At 68.6% G+C, this 19,629-nt stretch carries 18 protein-coding genes, 1 rRNA gene and 8 pseudogenes; 23 read left to right on the forward strand and 4 right to left on the reverse strand.

From position 1 onward, the window contains the following. The first annotated feature begins 79 nt into the window (after positions 1-79). Together rrf and QQK48_RS15715 are read left to right on the forward strand one after the other, a co-directional pair. Positions 80-197 (forward strand): 5S ribosomal RNA (gene rrf / locus QQK48_RS15710). A gap of 102 nt (positions 198-299) precedes the next feature. Then, positions 300-623, forward strand: coding sequence for a hypothetical protein (locus QQK48_RS15715; RefSeq protein WP_284329071.1), 324 nt, complete (start codon positions 300-302; stop codon positions 621-623). Here QQK48_RS15715 and QQK48_RS15720 read toward each other — a convergent pair. Continuing rightward, positions 601-1,488: a hypothetical protein gene (locus QQK48_RS15720; RefSeq protein WP_284329072.1), complete on the reverse strand. Its 888-nt coding sequence runs from the start codon at positions 1,486-1,488 to the stop codon at positions 601-603. The genes QQK48_RS15715 and QQK48_RS15720 overlap by 23 nt on opposite strands. Positions 1,489-1,661: 173 nt before the next feature. Here QQK48_RS15720 and QQK48_RS15725 point away from each other — a divergent pair, with 173 nt between their 5' ends. The 15 genes and pseudogenes from QQK48_RS15725 to QQK48_RS15790 all read left to right on the forward strand — a co-directional run bounded on the left by QQK48_RS15725 (position 1,662) and on the right by QQK48_RS15790 (position 11,382). Next, on the forward strand, positions 1,662-2,249 hold the full coding sequence (locus QQK48_RS15725; protein ID WP_284329073.1) for a hypothetical protein: 588 nt from the start codon (positions 1,662-1,664) through the stop codon (positions 2,247-2,249). Further along, positions 2,246-3,253, forward strand: coding sequence for an HAD-IIA family hydrolase (locus QQK48_RS15730; protein ID WP_284329074.1), 1,008 nt, complete (start codon positions 2,246-2,248; stop codon positions 3,251-3,253). The genes QQK48_RS15725 and QQK48_RS15730 overlap by 4 nt, the downstream gene beginning before the upstream one ends. 2 nt (positions 3,254-3,255) lie before the next feature. Continuing rightward, on the forward strand, positions 3,256-3,426 hold the full coding sequence (locus tag QQK48_RS15735) for a hypothetical protein (RefSeq protein ID WP_284329075.1): 171 nt from the start codon (positions 3,256-3,258) through the stop codon (positions 3,424-3,426). Beyond that, positions 3,427-3,702 (forward strand): annotated as a pseudogene (locus QQK48_RS22530) (S4 domain-containing protein); the annotation flags it as partial. 100 nt (positions 3,703-3,802) lie between these two features. Further along, positions 3,803-4,258 (forward strand): SAM-dependent methyltransferase, encoded by a 456-nt coding sequence (locus tag QQK48_RS15745; protein ID WP_488798428.1) that lies wholly within the window; start codon positions 3,803-3,805, stop codon positions 4,256-4,258. A 63-nt stretch (positions 4,259-4,321) separates the two neighbouring features. After that, positions 4,322-4,561, forward strand: a complete 240-nt coding sequence (locus QQK48_RS15750) for an NAD(+)/NADH kinase (protein ID WP_284329078.1) — start codon at positions 4,322-4,324, stop codon at positions 4,559-4,561. Continuing rightward, a complete protein-coding gene (locus tag QQK48_RS15755; RefSeq protein WP_284329079.1) occupies positions 4,527-5,201 on the forward strand; it encodes a diacylglycerol kinase catalytic domain-containing protein in 675 nt (224 codons plus the stop codon). The genes QQK48_RS15750 and QQK48_RS15755 overlap by 35 nt, the downstream gene beginning before the upstream one ends. A 1-nt stretch (position 5,202) precedes the next feature. After that, positions 5,203-6,903, forward strand: coding sequence for an AAA family ATPase (locus tag QQK48_RS15760; protein ID WP_284329080.1), 1,701 nt, complete (start codon positions 5,203-5,205; stop codon positions 6,901-6,903). Further along, entirely contained in the window at positions 6,900-7,505 is a 606-nt protein-coding gene (locus QQK48_RS15765) for a hypothetical protein (protein ID WP_284329081.1), read from the forward strand. Before QQK48_RS15760 ends, QQK48_RS15765 begins: the two co-directional genes overlap by 4 nt. Positions 7,506-7,543: 38 nt before the next feature. Further along, on the forward strand, positions 7,544-8,056 hold the full coding sequence (locus QQK48_RS15770; protein WP_284329082.1) for a SteA domain-containing protein: 513 nt from the start codon (positions 7,544-7,546) through the stop codon (positions 8,054-8,056). After that, positions 8,056-8,235, forward strand: coding sequence for a copper transporter (locus QQK48_RS15775; RefSeq protein ID WP_284329083.1), 180 nt, complete (start codon positions 8,056-8,058; stop codon positions 8,233-8,235). The genes QQK48_RS15770 and QQK48_RS15775 overlap by 1 nt, the downstream gene beginning before the upstream one ends. Beyond that, positions 8,198-8,344 (forward strand): annotated as a pseudogene (locus QQK48_RS22230) (hypothetical protein); the annotation flags it as partial. The gene QQK48_RS15775 and the pseudogene QQK48_RS22230, both read left to right, overlap by 38 nt. A 65-nt stretch (positions 8,345-8,409) precedes the next feature. Then, positions 8,410-8,979, forward strand: coding sequence for a copper transporter (locus QQK48_RS15780; protein ID WP_284329431.1), 570 nt, complete (start codon positions 8,410-8,412; stop codon positions 8,977-8,979). A 28-nt stretch (positions 8,980-9,007) separates the two neighbouring features. After that, positions 9,008-10,734 (forward strand): annotated as a pseudogene (gene pyrG, locus QQK48_RS15785) (CTP synthase). A gap of 6 nt (positions 10,735-10,740) precedes the next feature. Next, positions 10,741-11,382 (forward strand): NUDIX domain-containing protein, encoded by a 642-nt coding sequence (locus tag QQK48_RS15790; protein ID WP_284329084.1) that lies wholly within the window; start codon positions 10,741-10,743, stop codon positions 11,380-11,382. Positions 11,383-11,434: 52 nt separating this feature from the next. Here QQK48_RS15790 and ilvA read toward each other — a convergent pair. The 3 genes and pseudogenes from ilvA to QQK48_RS15805 form a co-directional block, all read right to left on the reverse strand. Then, a pseudogene (gene ilvA, locus QQK48_RS15795) lies at positions 11,435-12,677 on the reverse strand (threonine ammonia-lyase). A gap of 37 nt (positions 12,678-12,714) precedes the next feature. Further along, positions 12,715-12,876: a hypothetical protein gene (locus QQK48_RS15800; RefSeq protein WP_284329085.1), complete on the reverse strand. Its 162-nt coding sequence runs from the start codon at positions 12,874-12,876 to the stop codon at positions 12,715-12,717. After that, entirely contained in the window at positions 12,861-13,343 is a 483-nt protein-coding gene (locus QQK48_RS15805; RefSeq protein WP_284329086.1) for a COX15/CtaA family protein, read from the reverse strand. Before QQK48_RS15805 ends, QQK48_RS15800 begins: the two co-directional genes overlap by 16 nt. 573 nt (positions 13,344-13,916) lie before the next feature. Here QQK48_RS15805 and QQK48_RS15810 point away from each other — a divergent pair. The 6 genes and pseudogenes from QQK48_RS15810 to QQK48_RS15835 all read left to right on the forward strand — a co-directional run bounded on the left by QQK48_RS15810 (position 13,917) and on the right by QQK48_RS15835 (position 19,615). After that, positions 13,917-14,567 carry a helix-turn-helix transcriptional regulator gene (locus QQK48_RS15810; protein ID WP_284329087.1) on the forward strand — a complete coding sequence of 217 codons (651 nt, stop codon included), beginning with the start codon at positions 13,917-13,919 and terminating at the stop codon, positions 14,565-14,567. Between the two features lie 409 nt (positions 14,568-14,976). After that, positions 14,977-16,012: pseudogene (sufB, locus tag QQK48_RS15815) on the forward strand (Fe-S cluster assembly protein SufB); the annotation flags it as partial. Next, positions 16,000-17,215 (forward strand): annotated as a pseudogene (gene sufD, locus QQK48_RS22235) (Fe-S cluster assembly protein SufD). The pseudogenes sufB and sufD, both read left to right, overlap by 13 nt. A 21-nt stretch (positions 17,216-17,236) precedes the next feature. Beyond that, the gene (locus tag QQK48_RS15825; protein WP_348523682.1) at positions 17,237-17,530 is read left to right on the forward strand and encodes a Rieske 2Fe-2S domain-containing protein; all 294 of its coding nucleotides are present in this window, start codon (positions 17,237-17,239) and stop codon (positions 17,528-17,530) included. Between the two features lie 42 nt (positions 17,531-17,572). Further along, positions 17,573-18,329 (forward strand): annotated as a pseudogene (gene sufC, locus QQK48_RS15830) (Fe-S cluster assembly ATPase SufC). Positions 18,330-18,339: 10 nt separating this feature from the next. After that, positions 18,340-19,615, forward strand: a pseudogene (locus QQK48_RS15835) (aminotransferase class V-fold PLP-dependent enzyme). The last annotated feature ends 14 nt before the right edge of the window (positions 19,616-19,629 follow it).

The raw sequence follows: 19,629 nt of genomic DNA on the forward strand, positions 1-19,629 counted from the left end.
CAACAACATTACTTTTGCTACGCGTCCACTATGCGGTTCCCGAGAAACGGGTGAACCAACACCACAATCTCCATAGAGTTACCGCAGCCATAGCGGCAGGGAAACGCCCGGTCCCATCCCGAACCCGGAAGCCTAAGCCTGCCAGCGCCGATGGTACTGCACCCGCCAGGGTGTGGGAGAGTAGGACGCTGCGGGACATATTTCAACGAAGAGCCGCCCCGATGACGGGGCGGCTCTTCGGCTTTGTGTACACAATTGCATCGAGACGGGCCGCCCACTGGCCTGCTGAACGGAGCATCATGGCTGACGACGACAACCGCGAGCGATCTGACGACCGACGAGACTCTCGTCCGCGTCGCGACGCCGGCGGAGACCGGCGCGATAGCGCCGACCGCCAGGGCGGCTACCGGCGCTATGAGCGGTCTGACCGCGACTCGCGCCCTCCTCGCGACGGTCAGCGCTCCGGTGGCTACCAGGGTGGTCAGCGTTCTGGTGGTGACCGTGCGCCTCGCTCCGGTGGATATCAGGGCGGCCGCTCGGGTGACCGTGATGGGGCACGACGCGAGGGCGGTTACCAGGGCGGTCAGCGGTCCGGTGGTTTCAACCGTGATCGAGCCTGGTGATCGTGAGGGCTATCGTCGGTATGACCGTGATTCCCGCGATTCCCGCGACGGTGGCGATCGCGGCCCTCGTTCTGGTGGTTATCAGGGTGGGCGTAGCGGTGACTCGCGTGCTCCCCGTGACGGTCAGCGTTCCGGTGGCTACCAGGGCGGTCAGCGCACCGGTGGTGAGCGGCGCGATGGCGGTGGCTACCGCGGCGGCCAGCGTTCTGGTGGTGACCGTGAGGGCTATCGTCGCTATGACCGCGATTCCCGCGACGGTGGCGATCGCGGCCCTCGTTCTGGTGGTTATCAGGGTGGGCGTAGCGGTGACTCGCGACCTTCCCGGGATGGTCAGCGTTCTGGCGGTTACCAGGGCGGCCAGCGTTCTGGTGGTGACCGTGAGGGTTATCGCCGGTACGACCGTGACTCTCGTGACGGTGGCGACCGCGGTCAGCGTTCGAGCAGGTATGGCCGTGACGGTGGCGGTGATCGCGCGCCTCGTTCTGGTGGTTATCAGGGTGGGCGTAGCGGTGACTCGCGTCCTCCCCGTGACGGTCAGCGGTCCGGTGGTTACCAGGGTGGTCAGCGCGCAGGTGGTGAGCGGCGCGATGGCGGTGGCTACCGCGGCGGACCGCGTTCCAGTGGCGACCGCGAGGGCTACCGCCGCTACGACCGCGATTCCCGCGATGGCGATCAGCGTGGTGGCTTCCGGCGTGACGCCGTGCGCCGCGACGACCGTCGTTCCGAGCGCGAGGACGGTTCTCGCCGCGGCGACCGGAGCACCAATCGCCCCGCGATTGAGGTGCCGGAGATCCCCGAGGAGATCTCGATCGGTCAGGCTCGACCGTGAGGTCAGGGCACGCCTGCGCACCTTGAGCAAGGACAACGCTGAGGACGTCGGTCGTCACCTCGTCATGGCAGGCATGCTGATGGACATTGACCCCGAACGCGCGTACAAGCATGCCCAGGTGGCGGCGCAGCGTGCGGGACGTGTGGATGTGGTGCGCGAGGCTGCCGCCTTGACCGCTTACGCGACCGGTCGTTACGCCGAGGCACTGCGTGAGCCTGCGCACCGTGCGTCGCCTCAACGGCTCGCACGAGCACTTGCCGCTCATGGCGGACTGCGAGCGCGGCCTCGGCCGCCCCGAACGCGCGATCGCCCTGTCCCGGGAGCCCGAGGCGAGCCTGCTCTCTGCCGAGGGCAAGCTCGAGCTCGAGATTGTCGTGGCCGGGGCCCGTATCGACATGGGTGATGGCGACGCTGCGCTCGTGTCCCTCGGGCGCCTCGAAACCCGCGATGAGACAGTCGCAGTACGCATCGCGTCGGCGCGCGTCGAGGCGCTGAAGTCCCTGGGGCGCCACGACGAAGCCGAGGCCCTTGAGGCGACCTTGCCCGTTCCCGAGCCGGTCGAAGACCCGTGGGCAGACGAGATCACGCTGTACGACGTCGCTGAGCTCGAGCTCGAGTCCGACATCGATGACCTCGACGAATGGGACGAGGACGACGACCTCGACGAGGGCGCAGGGCCCGACGAGGACGCCGTCGAGGACGACGATGCGGCGGCGACCGCCGACCCCGAAGACGCACCGTCGGCAGATGACGTCCACGATCTCGCCGAGGCCGAGTCCGAGGAGGGGCGCGCGTGAGCGGGCTTCTCGGAACCGATAAGCCACTCTTCGCCGCGCACGATGCCGCGTTGGTGGACCTCGACGGCGTCGTGTATCGGGGTCCCCAAGCGATCCCGACTGCTCCCGCGGGGCTCGACGCCGCACGCGAGGCAGGCATGAGCATCGTCTTCGTGACGAACAACGCGAGCCGGGAGCCGGGTACCGTCGCAGATCACCTCACGGTGCTGGGCATGCCCACGCAGACCCACGAGGTCTTGACCGCAGCGCAGGCGGTGTCGCGGATGGTCGCCGAGGAGCTCCCCGCGGGCTCCACGATCCTGGTCGTCGGCGGTCCGGGACTGCGCACGGCCCTGACCGAGGTGGGCATGACTCTGGTCGAGTCTGCAGACCCGACCCCCGACGCCGTGGTGCAGGGTTTCCACCCCGATGTGTCCTGGAAGGACATGGCGGAGGCGTCCTATGCGATCACCGCCGGTGCCCGCTTCTTTGCGTCGAATCGTGACCTGACCATCCCGAACGACCGCGGAACCGCCCCCGGCAACGGCGCGCTCGTCAACGTGGTCGTGACCGCCACCGGTGTGCAGCCGCCGAGCGCGGGAAAGCCCGCCCCGGAGATGTTCCGTCTTGCCGCGGCCCAGGCCGGCGCACAGCGCCCGATGGTCATCGGCGACCGCCTCGACACCGACCTCATGGGCGGCAACGCGGCAGGCTTCCCTGGTTTGTTGGTGCTGACAGGAGTCAACGACGGCCGCGACGCCCTGCTGGCGCCTGCCGGCATGCGTCCGTCCTACATCGGCCGTGACCTGGGATGCCTCGCGCACCCGCATCCAGCGCCGGAGCGTGACGGCGATGGCTGGCGTGTCCGCAACGCCTTCGCCCGGGTGACGGCAGCACAGCTCGAGGTCTCGGGAGACGGCGAACTCGACCGTCTGCGTGCGGCGTGCGCCGCAACGTGGGAGGCGGCCGATGCCGGGATCGCCGTCAACGTTGAGGGCGTCACGGGAATAGCAGTAGCCTCATGACCATGGGAGACATCAACGAGTACCGCGAGCCCCTCGGCGAAGTGGAGTACCCGGCCGAGGTCAAGGCGGCGCTGCAGGCGGTCACCGAGCTTCCTCAGGACCTTGACGCTCAGGCTGACTTCTTCGACAAGATCCAGACGTCGCTGTCGAACCGCCTGCGCGACGACCAGTAGATGCGTCTTGACCGGGCGCTCGCTGAGCGGGCCCTGGCGCGATCTCGCTCGCACGCGCAGGAACTGATCTCCGCAGGCGTCGTGACCGTCGACGGCACTGTCGTCACCAAGGCATCAGTCGACGTCGGCGACGAGACGGTGCTGAGCGTCCTTGGGGACGACGCGCGGTACGTGTCGCGCGCCGCGCGCAGGCTCGTGGGCGCGCTCGAAGCGTGCGCACCGTTGGGGCTTGACGTTCGCGGGCGCTCCGCGCTCGACGCGGGCGCCTCAACGGGCGGCTTCACGCAGGTCTTGTTGGAGCGCGGAGTGCGCCACGTACGCGCCGTCGACGTGGGTCACGATCAGGCTCGTGGCGTCGCTGCGCGACGATCCGCGGGTGACGGCTGTCGAGGGCCTCAACGTGCGCGAACTCACGGGCGCGCACGACGGCGCGGGCGTGGACCTCGTCGTGTCCGACCTGTCGTTCATCTCGTTGCCACTCGTGATCCCCGCACTCGTGGACTACGCGGCTGAGGACGCGGACTTCTTGCTCATGGTGAAGCCGCAGTTCGAACTGGGGCGGCGAGCGCTGAGCGGGAGGGGAGTCATCCTCGATCCTCGCGACCACGCGCGTGCCGTGATGGGCGTGGCGGACTCCATGCACGATGCGGGCTTGGCGATCCACCATGTGGAGCGCAGCCCGCTGCCCGGTCCACAGGGGAATGTGGAGTTCTTCGTGTGGGGCTCCGGCGCATGGCAGGCTAGTGACCACGATCACCACAGGCGTGGGCGGCCCCTCCTCGAGGGAGATGCCCTGCGCCACCGCGTCGACGAGGAGGTCAACAACGGATGAGCCGCACGATCCTCATCGTGTCGAACCCCCACCGAGCCTCAGACCCTTGAGGCGGGCGCGGAGGTGGCGCACGCCCTCGAACAGGCAGGCATCTCGGTCTGCACGTCGCTCGGGGCTGCCACCAGTGATGACGTCGAGGCGGCGATTGTTCTCGGTGGTGACGGCACCATGTTGCACGCCGCGCACCTCACTCACGGCACCGGTATCCCCCTGCTCGGCGTCAACCTCGGGCGCGTGGGCTTTCTCGCCGAGGCTCGAACGCGACGACGTGGTGGCGGCTGCCAGCCGGCTGGCGAGCGGTGATTACACCATCGAGGAACGGCGCACCCTCACCGCGACGGTGACGCGCCCCGACGGCACCACGGAGACGGGTTGGGCGCTGAACGAGGCCACGCTGGAGCGAGCCAATCGTCTTCGCACCCTCGAGGTGGCCGTCGCGGTTGACTCGCGTCCGCTGTCCTCGTTTGGATGCGACGGACTGGTCATCTCGACGGCGACCGGTTCCACCGCTCACGCCTTCTCCGCAGGCGGCCCCGTGATTTGGCCCGACGTCGACGCACTCCTCATGGTGCCTCTCGCCGCCCACGCCCTCTTTGCGCGACCCCTGGTGGTGGGACCCGACTCGGTGTTCACGGTCGAGGTCGTTCGCTCGTCGGAGGCCACGGGCCAGGTGGTCCTCGACGGCGCACGTGCCATCGACATGGAGCCCGGCAGCAGGCTTGAGGTGCGCCGTGGCTCCGAGATCGTGAGGCTCGCACGCATGTCCGATGCGCCCTTCACCGAACGCCTTGTCCAGAAGTTCAACCTGCCCACCAACGGGTGGCGCGGTGAGCGCGGACAGATCACGCCCATCGGCCGTGAGATCGGCAACCCCGGTCACCACGGCGCCCAGGCACTGCACGACGTCGTGCCTCCCTTCCGCGCTACGCCCGAGGAGCGCTGACGTGCTCCACGAGTTGTCTATCGCCGACCTGGGCGTGATCGAGACCGCGCGCATCGACTTCGGCGCGGGTCTGACCTGCGTGACCGGCGAGACGGGCGCGGGCAAGACCATGGTGCTGACGGGCCTGGGGCTCATCCTTGGCGCCAAGAGCGTGCCCGCCACGGTGCGTGCGGGCGCTCCCGAAGCACTCGCCGAGGCGGTTCTCGACATCCCCGTAGGGAGCGAGTCCGCGCTGCGCCTCGACGATGCAGGGGTGACGCTCGACGACGACGGCACCGTCATCGTGGCGAGGACCGTCGGTGCGACCACCCGGTCCCGCACCGTCATTGGCGGACGGACGGTGCCGCAGGCGCTGCTCGCGGACATCGCGGGCGAACTCGTCACTGTCCACGGGCAGTCCGATCAGGTGAGGCTGCGCTCTTCTGCGCGTCAGCGCGACACCCTCGACACGTACGCCGGTCCCGCGCACCAGTCGGTCCTCGAGCGCTACCGCGACACGTGGCACTCCTGGACGCAGGCACGCGCGGCGCTGGCCGCCATGGAGCAGGGCGCCGAAGCCGAGCGTGCGGAGGTCGCACGGCTGCGCGACGACCTCGCCGCGATTGACGCCCTCGCACCCGAGGAGGGGAGGACACGCGTCTCGATGCGGAGGCCCGCGTGCTCGACAATGCCGAGGCGGTTCGCACGGGAGCCGCCAGCGCCCACAGCGCCATTGGCGGGGACGACGAGTTCACCGTGGTCGCGGCGATCGAGGCCGCTCGACGCTCCCTCGCGGACGCTGCGCGCCACGACGACCGGCTGGCGGGGTACGAGCAGCGCCTCGCCGACATCTCGTACGGCGCTTCCGACATTGCCGCCGAACTCGCGTCCTACCTGGATGGGCTCGACGCTGACCCCGCGCGCCTCGACGAGATTCACGAGCGCCGCTCGGACCTCGCCGGGCTCACGCGCCGCATCGGCGTCCCGGACCTTGCCGCCGTGCTCGCGTACGCCCAGCAGGCCCGGCCCCGCGTCGCCGCGGACGACGACTGGGACGCGACGCTGGCCACGCGGCGCTCCCAGGAAAGCCACGCCCGCGAGGCGCTCGACGCGGCGGCGACGGCCCTCCACGAGTCACGGACCGACGCTGCGCGGCGCCTCGCCGACGCCGTCGGTGCGGAACTCGATCGCCTCGCGATGCCCGATGCACGCCTCGCCGTCGACGTCGAGCCTGGCCGAGGCATCGGCCCACGGAGCCGACCGGGTCACCTTCACCTTGGCGTCGCACCCCGGCGCACCGCACCGTCCCCTCGGCGAGGGTGCCTCCGGCGGCGAACTCTCGCGCATCATGTTGGCCATCGAGGTGTCGCTCGCGGCGGTGGGGGAGCAGGACTCACGAACGTTTGTATTCGACGAGGTCGATGCGGGTGTGGGCGGGCGTGCCGCCATCGCCGTCGGCAACCGGCTGGCGGAGCTCGCGCGCACCCATCAGGTCATCGTCGTCACGCACCTCGCGCAGGTCGCCGCCTTCGCCGACAACCATGTGGTGGTGGCGAAGACCACCGATGGTGCGATCACCCGCGCCCAGGTCGGGCGTGTCGACGGCGATGCCCGCGTCGAGGAGATTGCGCGGTTGCTGTCCGGCAATGAGGATTCGAGTGCCGCACGCGCCCACGCGCTTGAGCCTGTTGGAGCAATCCCGCGTGGCACGATGAGGCCATGAGTCGCACCGCGCATTCCCCTGTCGCGGGCGACGGCACCATCGTTGGTCCCGTGCGCGTCGAGCCCACTGTCACCGCCCTCGTGCGCCGCCTGCGCAAGGGGGATGTGGCCGTCATCGACGTCATGGACCTCGATCAGCGGACGGCCGAGGATCTCGCGTCGCACCGCCCAGCCGCCGTCGTCAACGCCCGCCCCTCGATCTCCGGACGCTATCCGGCGGGAGGACCTCGCGTGCTCCTCGACGCCGGGATTCCGTTGATCGACGCCGCAGGGCCCGCCGTGCTCGACCTCCACGACGGCACCACGGTGTCGATCACTGGCGGCGCCATCAGCGTGGACGGGCAACAGGTGGCGCACGGTACCGTGCTCGACGCGGACGCCATCGTCGATGCCATGCGAGGCGCCGCAGACGGCATGCGTGTGCAGGCTCCAGATGTTCACCGCCAACGCCATGGAGACGGTGATGCACGAGGGCGACGTGCTGCTCGAAGGGCAGGGCCTGCCTCAGGTGGGCGTGCCGCTCACGGGGCGTCATGTGGTCGTGGTGGCGCCGGGCTACCGGCATCGCGAACAGTTGCGAGAGATCCGTCGCTACCTGCGTGATGTCCGTCCCGTGGTGTTCGCCGTCGACAAGGCGGCGGATGCGGCCCACGACCTGGGCCCCGCAGGCTTCGGTGGTGGTCGGCGACCTCGAGACGATGGGTGAGGCAGCGCTTGCCAGCGCCAGCCACGCCGTGGTCCACGCCCCCCACGGTGGGGAGGGCGGCCTCGCGCGCGCCGAGGCGCTCGGTCTCGACCACTCCTCGGCCGAGACGTCGCTCTCGTCTGTTGACCTCGCCATCCTGCTGGCACATGCGGGCGGTGCCGAGGTGATTGTCACCGTCGGAGTCGAGTCGCGGCTCATGGACTTCCTTGAGTCCCCGCAGGCCGACGCCGCGGGTACCTTCCTTGCCCGTCTCACCGCTGGCGGCACCCTGGTTGACGCGTCTACGCTCGCACTCGTCTACCGCCACCGCTACAGCGCCTGGACCCTCGTGACGATGCTGACCGCGGGCGTCCTCGCTCTCGGCGCGGCGATCTGGGTCACCCCTGGCGGGCGCGAGTGGGTCGAAAACGGCTGGACGGCGCTGACGTCGTGGATCGGAGGCAACTGATGAAGGACTTCCGGTATCACGTGGTGTCGTTGACGGCAGTGTTTCTCGCCCTCGCCATTGGCATCGTGATGGGCTCGGGGCCGATGCGGACGGCGCTCGTGGGGGAGCAGGACGAACGGATCGCTCAGGCTCGAAGAGGACCTGGCCGATGCGCAGGCCGACGCGGCGGGCCAGCGTGACGACGCCGCCGCAGGCGAGCAGTTCGCCGACGAGACCGCGGCCACCACTCTTCCGGGAACGCTCGATGGCATCGGCGTCGCGACGATCGCCGTGGCCGAGCCACAGGACGAGGACGTCACGGCGCTCTCGGAGCGACTCGTCCAGGCGGGCGCATCCGTCAGCGGCCGGCGGAGATCGGCGCCGCCTGGACCGACCCCGATAAGGCTGCCTTCCGCAATTCGCTGGCGTCGACTCTCGCCCCCGACCTTGCCGGAGTCGACACCGACGCCGCACCCACCACGGTCCTTGCCCACGCGCTCGCGCAGGCACTGATGCCAGGTGCGGGCCCCGCCGCGGGCGAGGAGGGGGACGCGAGCGAACGCGCGGGTCTCCTCCTTGATCTCCTCGTGGAGTCGGACATGGTGACAGGTTCGCTCTCGGGTGACGTCACCGCCGTCGTGCTCGCAGCAGGCACAGGAGTCGACGATGACGACGCGCGTACCACCGCATCGGCGGCGTACGCGGACCTCGCGGCCGTGCTCGCGCAGTACGCGGACGGCGTGGCGGTCGCGTCGGGTGTGGACGCCACGGGCGATGTGCCCAGCGCCGTCGCCAACTCGGCCGATGCTGCGGGATTGGTCACCACCGTGGTGACGGGTCTCGACTACTACGGACGGATCACGACGCCCCTGGCACTTGCCCAAAACATCGGCGGAGACGTGTCGACGTATGGCCCGGGTAGCGGGCGGTCGATGCTGCCGTAGATGCCGCGACCGGCGCGGCTCGGCACCCATGAGGGCCGCGTCGGTGTTAGCATTGAAGCCCGTGGAGCGAACTCGAATCTCGTCCGGCACGGACCACGTCACACGGCACATCTTCGTCACTGGAGGAGTTGTTTCCTCCCTGGGCAAGGGCCTCAGCGCTTCGTCGCTTGGCCGCCTTCTGCGCTCGCGCGGCCTGCGCGTCACCATGCAGAAGTTGGATCCCTATCTCAATGTGGATCCCGGCACCATGAACCCCTTCCAGCACGGTGAGGTCTTCGTGACCGACGACGGTGCTGAGACCGACCTCGACATCGGCCACTACGAGCGCTTCCTCGATGTGAAGGCTCTCGGCATCGTCCAACGTGACGACCGGCCAGGTGTATTCGCAGGTCATCGCCAAGGAGCGTCGCGGCGAGTACCTCGGCGACACCGTTCAGGTCATCCCGCACATCACGGACGAGATTAAGCGTCGCATGCGCGACCAGGCCGGCCCCGACTGTGACGTCATCATCACCGAGGTAGGCGGCACGGTTGGCGACATCGAGTCGCAGCCGTTCCTTGAGGCCGCGCGTCAGGTACGCCACGACGTGGGTCGTGACAACGTCTTCTTCCTGCACGTCTCGCTGGTGCCGTTCATCGGCCCCTCGGGCGAGCAGAAGACCAAGCCGACCCAGCACTCCGTGGCCGCGCTGCGTTCGATCGGTATTCAGCCCGACGCGCTGGTGCTGCGCTCCGACCGCGAGGTGCCCGCCTCCGTCAAGGCCAAGGTCGCCCTGATGTGTGACGTGGAGCCCGATGCGGTCGTCAACGCGGTCGATGCCCCGTCGATCTACGACATTCCCAAGGTGCTGCACTCCGAGGGCCTCGACGCCTACGTGGTCCGCCGCCTCAACCTTCCGTTCCACGACGTCCAGTGGGGCGCATGGGATGACCTGCTGACGCGCGTGCACAAGCCCAAGGACGAGGTCGAGGTCGCGCTGGTCGGCAAGTACATCGACCTGCCCGACGCCTACCTCTCGGTCTCTGAGGCGCTGCGCGCCGGAGGCTTCCACCACAAGGCGCGCGTGAAGGCTGCGCTGGGTGGCGTCCGACACGTGCCAGACCCCCGAGGACGCGGAGCGCGCACTCGGCGGCGTCGACGCGGTGCTGGTTCCTGGCGGATTCGGCGTGCGCGGCGTTGACGGCAAGATCGGTGCGCTCCGGTGGGCGCGCGAGAACAAGGTGCCGACGCTCGGCATCTGCCTCGGCCTGCAGACCATGGTGATGGAGTACGCCCGTCACGTGGTGGGCCTCGAGGGCGCCTCGTCCTCCGAGTTTGACCCCGACACTGTCCACCCCGTCGTCGCGACGATGGAGGAGCAGGCTCGCGATCGTCGACGGCAAGGGTGACCTCGGCGGCACCATGCGTCTCGGCGAGTACCAGGCCGTCCTCAAGGAGGGCTCGGTCGCCGCGGCCACCTACGGTGCGACCACGGTCGGCGAGCGTCACCGTCACCGCTACGAGGTCAACAACAAGTACCGTGCCCAGGCTCGAAGAGGCCGGGCTTGTGGTCTCGGGCGAGTCCCCCGACCGGGAGGCTCGTCGAGTTCGTCGAACTCCCGCGCGACGTGCACCCGTACTACATCTCGACCCAGGCTCACCCCGAGTTCCTGTCCCGGCCCACCAAGGCACACCCGCTGTTCGCGGGTCTCGTGGGCGCCGCCCTCGAGCGCCAGCGTGGTGCGGAGGCGGACGCTCCGGACGTCTCGGCCTAGTCCCGCATGCCTCACGAGCTCGTCGACGTCCCCGGACCTCGCGCCGTGACCGCCACACATGAGCGGTTTCGGGGCAAGGTCTGGGACGTCGCGAGTGACGAGGTGGACCTCGGCGGTGGCCACATCGTCACGAGGGACTACCTGCGCCACACCGGTGCGGTCGTGATCGTGGCGCTCGACGCCGACGGCCGTGTCTATCTTGTGAGGCAGTACCGACACCCCGTGGGCGCCGAATGCTGGGAGCCTCCTGCGGGACTTCTGGACATCGCCGACGAGGCGCCGGTCGCCGCGGCCCAGCGCGAACTCTTCGAGGAGGCCGACCTCACCGCGTCGACCTGGCATACCCTCGTCGACTACTTCCCGTCCGGCGGTGGCACGTCCGAGGCGGTGAGGGTCTTTCTTGCCCGCGACCTCGCCGAGGTACCTGCCGAGGCACGCCACACTCGTGAGGACGAGGAGGCGGACATGATCGGCGCATGGGTGAATCTTGACGACGCCGTGGCCGCGGTGCTCGCGGGCCACGTCCACGCGTCCTCAGCAGCCGTGGGGCTCCTGGCGGCAGCGCACGCCCGCGACGCGGGCTTCTCGACCCTGCGGCCGGCCGATGCCCCGTGGCAGCGCCCCGAGGAGACTCGCCTGACGCGGTGACGGCCAGGTCGCCTTGCGTGCCCGCTGTCTCTGACTCGGCGCGGTGCGGCGCCTAGAGCCCGCTCGCCTCGGCGACTACGGGGGAGAAGCCGGACGCGGCCAGCGCGTCGAGTACCTCCTGCTGATGGTTGGGGCCACGCGTCTCGACACTGACCTGCAACACCACATCGCTGACCGTCAGCCCGGCGTCGTGACGGGTGTGAAGCACCTCGATGACATTCGCGCGTGCCGCGGCAAGGATCTCCGAGACGCGTGCCAACTGGCCCGGACGGTCGGGCAACGGAATTCTCATCGTCATGTACCGGCCCGAGGCGACCAGCCCGTGGCCGATGATGCGCTGCATGAGGAGCGGGTCGATGTTGCCTCCCGAGAGCACCACGGTCGTGGGGCCTACGGGCGCGATGAGGCCACCAAGAATGGCTGCCACCCCCGCGGCACCGGCCGGTTCGACCACGAGTTTGGTGCGCTCAAGGATCACCAGCACGGCGCGCGCGAGGTCATCTTCGTCCACCGTGACGATCTCGTCGACCAAGTCCCGAATGAGGGGAAATGTCAGCGCGCCGGGGCGCGCGACGGCGATGCCGTCGGCGATGGTGGCGTCGCGGTCGATCGAGACGGGCTCACCCGCCGCGAGTGACGGGGGATACGCGGCCGATGCCGATGCCTGCACTCCGACGACGCGCACCTCGTGGCCCGCGAGTTCCGCATGGGCCTTGGCGGCGACGGCGATACCTGCGACGAGGCCTCCTCCGCCGACCGGGACCACGATCGTGCTGACCTCGGGCACGTCTTGGACGATCTCCAGGCCGACCGTTCCCTGCCCGGCGATCACGTCGGGGTGGTCAAACGGGTGGATCATGATGGCACCCGTGCGCGACGCGTGATCCTGTGCGAGGGCGAGACAGTCCTCGACGGTGGCGCCCTCGGTGACGACAGTGGCGCCGTAGCCCTTGGTGGCAAGGAGCTTCGGCACCGGGGCGCCGAGCGGCATGAAGATGGTCGCGGGGATCCCGAGTTGCTGGGCGGCGAACGCGACTCCCTGGGCGTGATTGCCTGCGGACGCGGCGACCACGCCGCGAGCGCGCTCCTCGCGAGACAAGCGGGAGAGGCGGTAGGTCGCCCCGCGCAGGCTTGAACGAACCGGTGCGTTGCAGGTTCTCGAGCTTCATCGTCACGGGAACGCCCAGGAGGTCGCTGAGGTGGGTCGCGTGGTCGAGGGGAGTGCGCTGAGCCACGCCTGCGAGCGCCGCCGCGGCCGCCTCGATGTCACCCATCGTCACGTCGGAAGCGCCCATGGTCGTCAGTCTAGGCGCGGCGCCGTAGGCCCCAGCGTCACGCGTTGCGGGAGGTCTTGAGGAGGAAATGGCTCGCCGAGTGCGCCGCGGCGAAGACGCCAAGTCCCGCAAGGTGCAGCGCGACGAGCCACTCGGGCAATCCCGTGAAGTACTGGAAGTACCCGATGGCGCCCTGCGCGAGCGTCACGGCGGCCAGCACCCCCACGCCTTGCGGACCTCGTCGCTGTCGCCCACGGAGTGGTCTCGCCGGATGCGCCACACCAGCAGCGCAAAGAGGCCCAGGAACAGCCAGACCGAGGCGGCATGCACACGGGCGATCAGTTCGGGGTCGAGCGCGAGCCGATCGGTCGCCTCGGCGTCACCGGAGTGAGGCCCGGCGCCCGTGGTGAGCGCTCCGAGGAACAGGATGACGGCGACGTTGAGCGCGATGGCGCGCTGATGCCATATGACCGATGCGCCCTGACGCCGCGGCGCGCGTCGGTAGGCGAGCGCGAGCCAGACGGAATACCAGACCAGCGCGGTGGACAGCAGCAGGTGAGGCGCCACGAGGAGCGGGTGAAGGTCGACGAGCACGGTGATGCCGCCCACGACGGCCTGGAGAATGATGCCGACACCGGGGACGAGGCCCCACCACTTGAGGCTCGGGGCGTGAGCGCCAGATGCCAATGGCGACGCCGAGCGCTACGGCTGCCAGCACAAAGGTCAGCATCCGGTTGCCGAACTCAATCGCGGGGTGGAACCAGGTCTCGGGGTGGAACTCCGGCGTGAAGCGTCCCGGTTCACACTGGGGCCACGAGGAACAGCCCAAGCCGGAGCCGCTGAGGCGCACCACGCCGCCGGTGACGATAATGCCCGCCTGCGTGACGATGTTGGCGATGGTGAACCCGCGCGTGTGGCGCGTGATCCAGTCGAGCACCCCGATCAGGGCGCGCCGCAGGGAGGTCATCAGGCGGGTGAACACGCGTCCATCGTAGTTTCGGTTCGCCGGTGCGCTGGACGCGTGGCGTGACCCCAGCGAGGGGGCGCCCTCGCGGGCACTCGACTGTACCGCCGTGTTCGGCCGCGACGGCAGGGAACAGGTGAGGTGTTGCCGCTCGTTCAGGGATGGCGTCGCCCCGGCTGTCGGGGATTTTCGCAACGCCTGAGGTAAGGCTTCCCTTGCTTGCGAGGAAGCATTTGAGCAACAACAATGTTGTCTTGAAACGGGGCCGAGTGCGGCCCGAGCGGAAGGAGCGTGGCTTGGCATCGGACACGACTCGCGACCGGGTTCTTGGCCTCATCGCCTCGGCCGGTCCCATCACCGCAGCCTGGCTCGCCGAGGAACTCGGCGTGACCCCTGCGGGTGTGCGTCGTCACCTTGGCGCGCTCGTCGATGACGGACTCATCGCGGAGCAGGAGCAGCCCGGCACTCACGTGCGCGGCCGCGGCCGGCCTGCGAAGTCCTATGTCGCGACCACGGACGGGCAACGGTCGCTGACCACCGCCTATTCTGCCGTCGCGGTCGACGCCGTCTCCTTTATGCGTGAGCACGGTCACCTTGACGAGTTTGTCGAGGCAAGGCTCGCCGAGCTCGAGGCCTCGGTCAGGGATGCCGTCCCGACCGATGCGCCCGTCAAGGACAGGGTCGATGCGCTCGCCGCCGCTCTTGCAGAACAGGGATACGCGACCTCGGTGCGGCCCGGACCCGGTGGCTTCACCGTCCAGGTGTGCCAGGGCCATTGCCCCGTGCAGTCGATCGCGGAGGAGGCACCCGAGTGGTGCGAGGCGGAGACCCGCGCCTTCTCCCGCGTTCTTGATGTCCATGTCCAGCGCCTGTCGACTCTGGCAGGCGGCGCACACGTGTGCACCACGACCATCCCCGTCGCGGTTGCGACGCCCAAGGAAGGATGACCATGAGCACCCCTACCGACAACGCCCCCCAGGCGACCGATGAGGAGATCATCGCGTCGATCGGTGGCTATGAGTACGGATGGCACGACTCCGACGTGGCCGGTTCGCTTGCGCGACGCGGCCTAGACGAGGATGTCGTGCGCAACATCTCGGCGCTCAAGAACGAGCCCGAATGGATGCTGAACCTGCGCCTCAAGGGCCTGAAGATGTTCGAGAAGAAGCCCATGCCTCACTGGGGTTCCGACCTCTCGGGCATCGACTTCGACAACATCAAGTACTTCGTGCGGTCCACCGAGAAGCAGGCCACGTCCTGGGACGAGCCTGCCCGAGGACATCAAGGCGACGTACGACAAGCCTGGGCATTCCTGAGGCCGAGAAGCAGCGCCTCGTGGCAGGCGTCGCGGCCCAGTACGAGTCCGAGGTCGTCTACCACCAGATCCGTGAGGACCTCGAGGCTCAGGGCGTCATCTTCGTCGACACCGACACCGGTCTGCGGGAGTACCCCGAGCTCTTCGAGCAGTACTTCGGCACCGTCATTCCCGTCGGTGACAACAAGTTCGCGGCGCTCAACACGTCCGTGTGGTCGGGTGGCTCGTTCGTCTACGTGCCGCCGGGCGTGCACGTCGAGATCCCGCTACAGGCCTACTTCCGCATCAACACGGAGAACATGGGTCAGTTCGAGCGCACGCTGATCATCGCTGACGAGGGTTCGTACGTGCACTACGTCGAGGGCTGCACCGCGCCGGTGTACTCGTCCGACTCGCTGCACTCGGCCGTCGTCGAGATCATCGTCAAGAAGAACGCTCGCGTGCGCTACACGACCATTCAGAACTGGTCGAACAACGTGTACAACCTCGTGACCAAGCGTGCGACCGCCGCGGAGGGCGCGACCATGGAGTGGGTCGACGGCAACATCGGCTCGAAGGTCACCATGAAGTACCCCGCGATCTACATGCTCGGCGAGCACGCCCGTGGTGAGACCCTCTCGATCGCGTTCGCGGGTGAGGGCCAGCACCAGGACGCCGGCGCCAAGATGGTGCACGCGGCCCCGAACACCTCAAGGCTCGATCGTGTCGAAGTCGGTTGCCCGCGGTGGCGGCCGGACGTCGTACCGGGGACTGGTGCAGGTGCTGGAAGGCGCCAAGAACTCGAAGTCAAACGTGCTGTGCGATGCGCTGCTCGTCGACCAGATCAGCCGCTCCGACACGTACCCGTACGTCGACGTCCGCGAGGACGACGTCCACATGGGTCACGAGGCCTCGGTCTCCAAGGTGTCGGAGGACCAGCCTGTTCTACCTGATGTCCCGAGGTATGGACGAGACGGAAGCCATGGCGATGATCGTCCGCGGCTTCGTCGAGCCCATCGCGCGCGAGCCTCCCCATGGAGTACGCACTCGAGCCTGAACCGCCTCATCGAACTGCAGATGGAAGGATCCGTCGGTTGACCGTCACTGACCACTCCCGAGCCACCGCTGACGCCGCGCACACGCACGGTCTCGGCACCCCCACCCCCGACGCCTCGCGCGCGGACCGTCCCACCTCGTTCGAGGTGGACTCCTTCACCGTGCCCACGGGTCGCGAGGAGGAGTGGCGGTTCTCGCCCACCAAGGCGCTGGCGCCGGTGTTTGTCGATGAGGCCGTTGACGGCCACCTTGAGTGGGACGTCCCGGAACTTCCGGCCGGCGTCACGCTCACCGAGGTGTCCACCGCCGATGCGCGTGAGCGTTCGGTGCGTGCGCCTGGCGACCGTGCGGCTGCCGTGGCCGCCGCGCATGCCGGCGGTGCGATGGCGCTGACGATCGCGCCGAACACTGTCGTGGACGAGCCGATCCAGATCACCCTCACAGGTACGGGTGCCGATGTGCGCGGCCACCTCCTCGTCGAGGCGGGTGCCTCGTCGGAGGCCACCGTCATCATCGAGCGCAAGGGCACCGCCACCTACTCTGAGTTCGTGTCGGTGGACCTTGCCCAGAACGCGAGCCTCAACCTGGTGCTCCTGCAGGCTGTGGGACGAGGACGCCGTCCACGCCGGTGAAGTCGTCGCCCGTCTGGGTCGCGACGCACGCCTGCGCGGTTCCGTCGTCACGCTCGGCGGCAAGGCTGTGCGTCTGAACACGTCCGCTGCCTTCGCTGGCGAGGGCGCCTCCGTTGACCTCTTCGGCCTGTACTTCGCCGACTCCGGCCAGCACCAGGAGCACCAGGCTCTTCGTGGACCACGCCGTGCCTCGCTGCACGTCGCGGGTGACCTACAAGGGCGCCCTGGCGGGCAAGACGGCTCGTACGGTGTGGATCGGCGACGTGCTGATCCGCAAGGAGGCCGAGGACACCGACACCTACGAGCCTCAACCGCAACCTTGTCCTGACGGACGGCGCGCGTGCGGACTCGGTGCCGAACCTCGAGATTGAAACCGGTGAGATTGCCGGTGCCGGTCACGCCTCTGCGACGGGACGATTCGACGACGAGCAGATGTTCTACCTGCGCTCTCGCGGCATCTCCGAAGACGAGGCCCGCAAGGCTCGTGGTCCGTGGCTTCTTCGCCGACCTCATTCAGGAGATTGGCGTGCCGACCGTCGAGGCGTCGCTCATGAAGGCGATCGACCTTGAGCTCGAGCACGTCAACGAGGAACTCGCCGAGGAGGAGGCGTGAGCGAGCAGGCTCGCGTGTCTGGTGACGGACCTCGCGCCCGGTAGCGCGATGGACGTCGACCTCACTCTCGAGTCCGGCACGGACACGCCTGTCGCCGTGGTGCGCACGGACGATGGCGAGTTCTACGCCATCGGCGGTATGTGCACTCACGGCGAGGTGCCGCTGGGCGAAGGCGACGTCGAAGGCTGCTTCGTCGAGTGCTGGGCCCACGGCTCCCGCTTCGACGTGCGCACCGGCGAGCCCGACGAGCCTTCCTGCCGTCACCCCCGTGGCTACCTACCCCGTCCGTATCGACGGCGAGCGCGTGCTCGTTGACGTCGACAACCCCAAGTCTTAAGAAGTGAATCAAGGAGCATCATGAGCACCCTGGAAATCAAGAACCTCCACGCCTCCGTGGAGACGCCCGAGGGCACCAAGCAGATCCTCAAGGGCGTTGACCTCACCATCAACTCCGGCGAGACGCACGCCATCATGGGCCCCAACGGCTCCGGCAAGTCGACCCTGGCCTACTCGCTTGCGGGCCACCCCAAGTACGAGATCACCGAGGGCTCGGTCACGCTCGACGGCGAGGATGTCCTCGCGATGAGCGTCGACGAGCGCGCCAAGGCGGGCATGTTCCTCGCCATGCAGTACCCCGTCGAGGTCCCCGGCGTGTCGGTGTCGAACTTCCTGCGCACCGCCAAGACCGCGATCGATGGCGAGGCCCCCAGGCTCCGCACGTGGGTCAAGGACGTCAAGAAGTCGATGGATGACCTGCGCATGGACTCATCGTTCGCCGAGCGCAACGTCAACGAGGGCTTCTCGGGTGGCGAGAAGAAGCGCCACGAGATCCTCCAGATGGAACTCCTCGCTCCGAAGATCGCCGTGCTCGACGAGACCGACTCCGGTCTCGACGTCGACGCGCTGCGCATCGTCTCCGAGGGCGTAAACCGCGTGAAGGACAACACGGGTCTTGGCATCATGCTCATCACCCACTACACGCGCATCCTCAAGTACATCCAGCCCGACTTCGTTCACGTCTTCGTGAACGGTCAGATCGCCGAGCAGGGCGGCCGCGAGGCTCGCCGACCGCCTCGAGGCCGAGGGCTACGACCGCTTCCTGGCTTCCGCGTAAGGAATCCACGATGCACCTTCCCGATCTGCGCGCGGACTTCCCGCTCCTGACCCGCACGGTCAGGAACGGGAAGGACCTCGTGTACCTCGACTCCGGCGCCACCTCCCAGAGGCCCACCGCCGTACTCGATGCGGTGAGGGACTTCGAGGAGCGTCACAACGGTGCCGTCGCGCGCGGCGCCCACCTGCTCGCGGAGGAGGCCACCGGACTCTTCGAGTCCGCCCGCGCCTCCGTCGCGACCCTCGTGGGCGCCTCGCACGACGAGATCGTGTGGACCGAAAACGCCACCGCCGCGATCAACCTGGTCGCGTCGGGCATCGGCAACGCGACGAGCGGCATCGGTGGCGACGAGGCGGCGCGCTTCCGCATCGGCCCCGGTGACGAAATCTGCGTCACCGAGACCGAGCACCACGCGAACCTGGTGCCGTGGCAGCAACTCGCGATCCGCACCGGCGCCACCCTCCGGTGGATTCCGCTCGATGACCTCGGGCGCTTGGTGCTCGACGACCTCGACGCGCTCGTCAATGAGCGGACCAAGGTGCTGGCGTTCACGCACGTCTCCAACGTGACAGGCGTGATCTCGCCCGTCGCGACGCTCGTGGCGCGGGCCAAGGCGGTGGGAGCGCTGACGGTGCTCGATGCCTGCCAGTCCGTTCCCCACCTGCCGGTGGATGTGAAGGACCTCGACGTCGACTTCGCGGCGTTCAGCGGGCACAAGATGCTGGGCCCCACCGGCATCGGCGCCCTGTATGGCCGCAAGGAATTGCTCGATGTGCTGCCACCGTCGGTGTTCGGCGGGGGAGCGGTCACCATCGTCTCGATGGAGTCGACGGCGTGGCATCCGGCTCCGACGCGCTTCGAGGCGGGCACCCAGCCCGTCGCGCAGGCCGTCGGCATGGGCGCCGCGGCGAACTACCTCATGGAACTCGGCATGGAGCGAGTCGAGGCGCATGAGCGCGAGATCGGCCACCTGCTGCGCGAGGGCGTGTCCGAGATCCCCGGCGTGCGCCTGTTGGGCCCCGTGGGAAGCACCGAGGACCGCGACGTCATCGGCCTCGCGGCCGTCGTCGTGGACGGAGTGCACCCCCATGATGTGGGCCAGGCTCCTGGACGACCGCGGCATTGCGGTGCGGGTGGGACACCACTGTGCCCAGCCCCTGCATCGGCGCCTGGGCGTGACCGGCTCCACTCGAGCCAGCGCCCACGTCTACACCACCACCGACGACGCGCGCGCCTTTCTCGAGGCCCTCGCGGACGTCCCTGCCTTCTTCGGAGTGCGCGTATGAGCAGCCTCGAACAG

Origin of the sequence: Demequina litorisediminis (assembly GCF_030161615.1) — a bacterium.
GTDB lineage: Bacteria > Actinomycetota > Actinomycetes > Actinomycetales > Demequinaceae > Demequina > Demequina litorisediminis.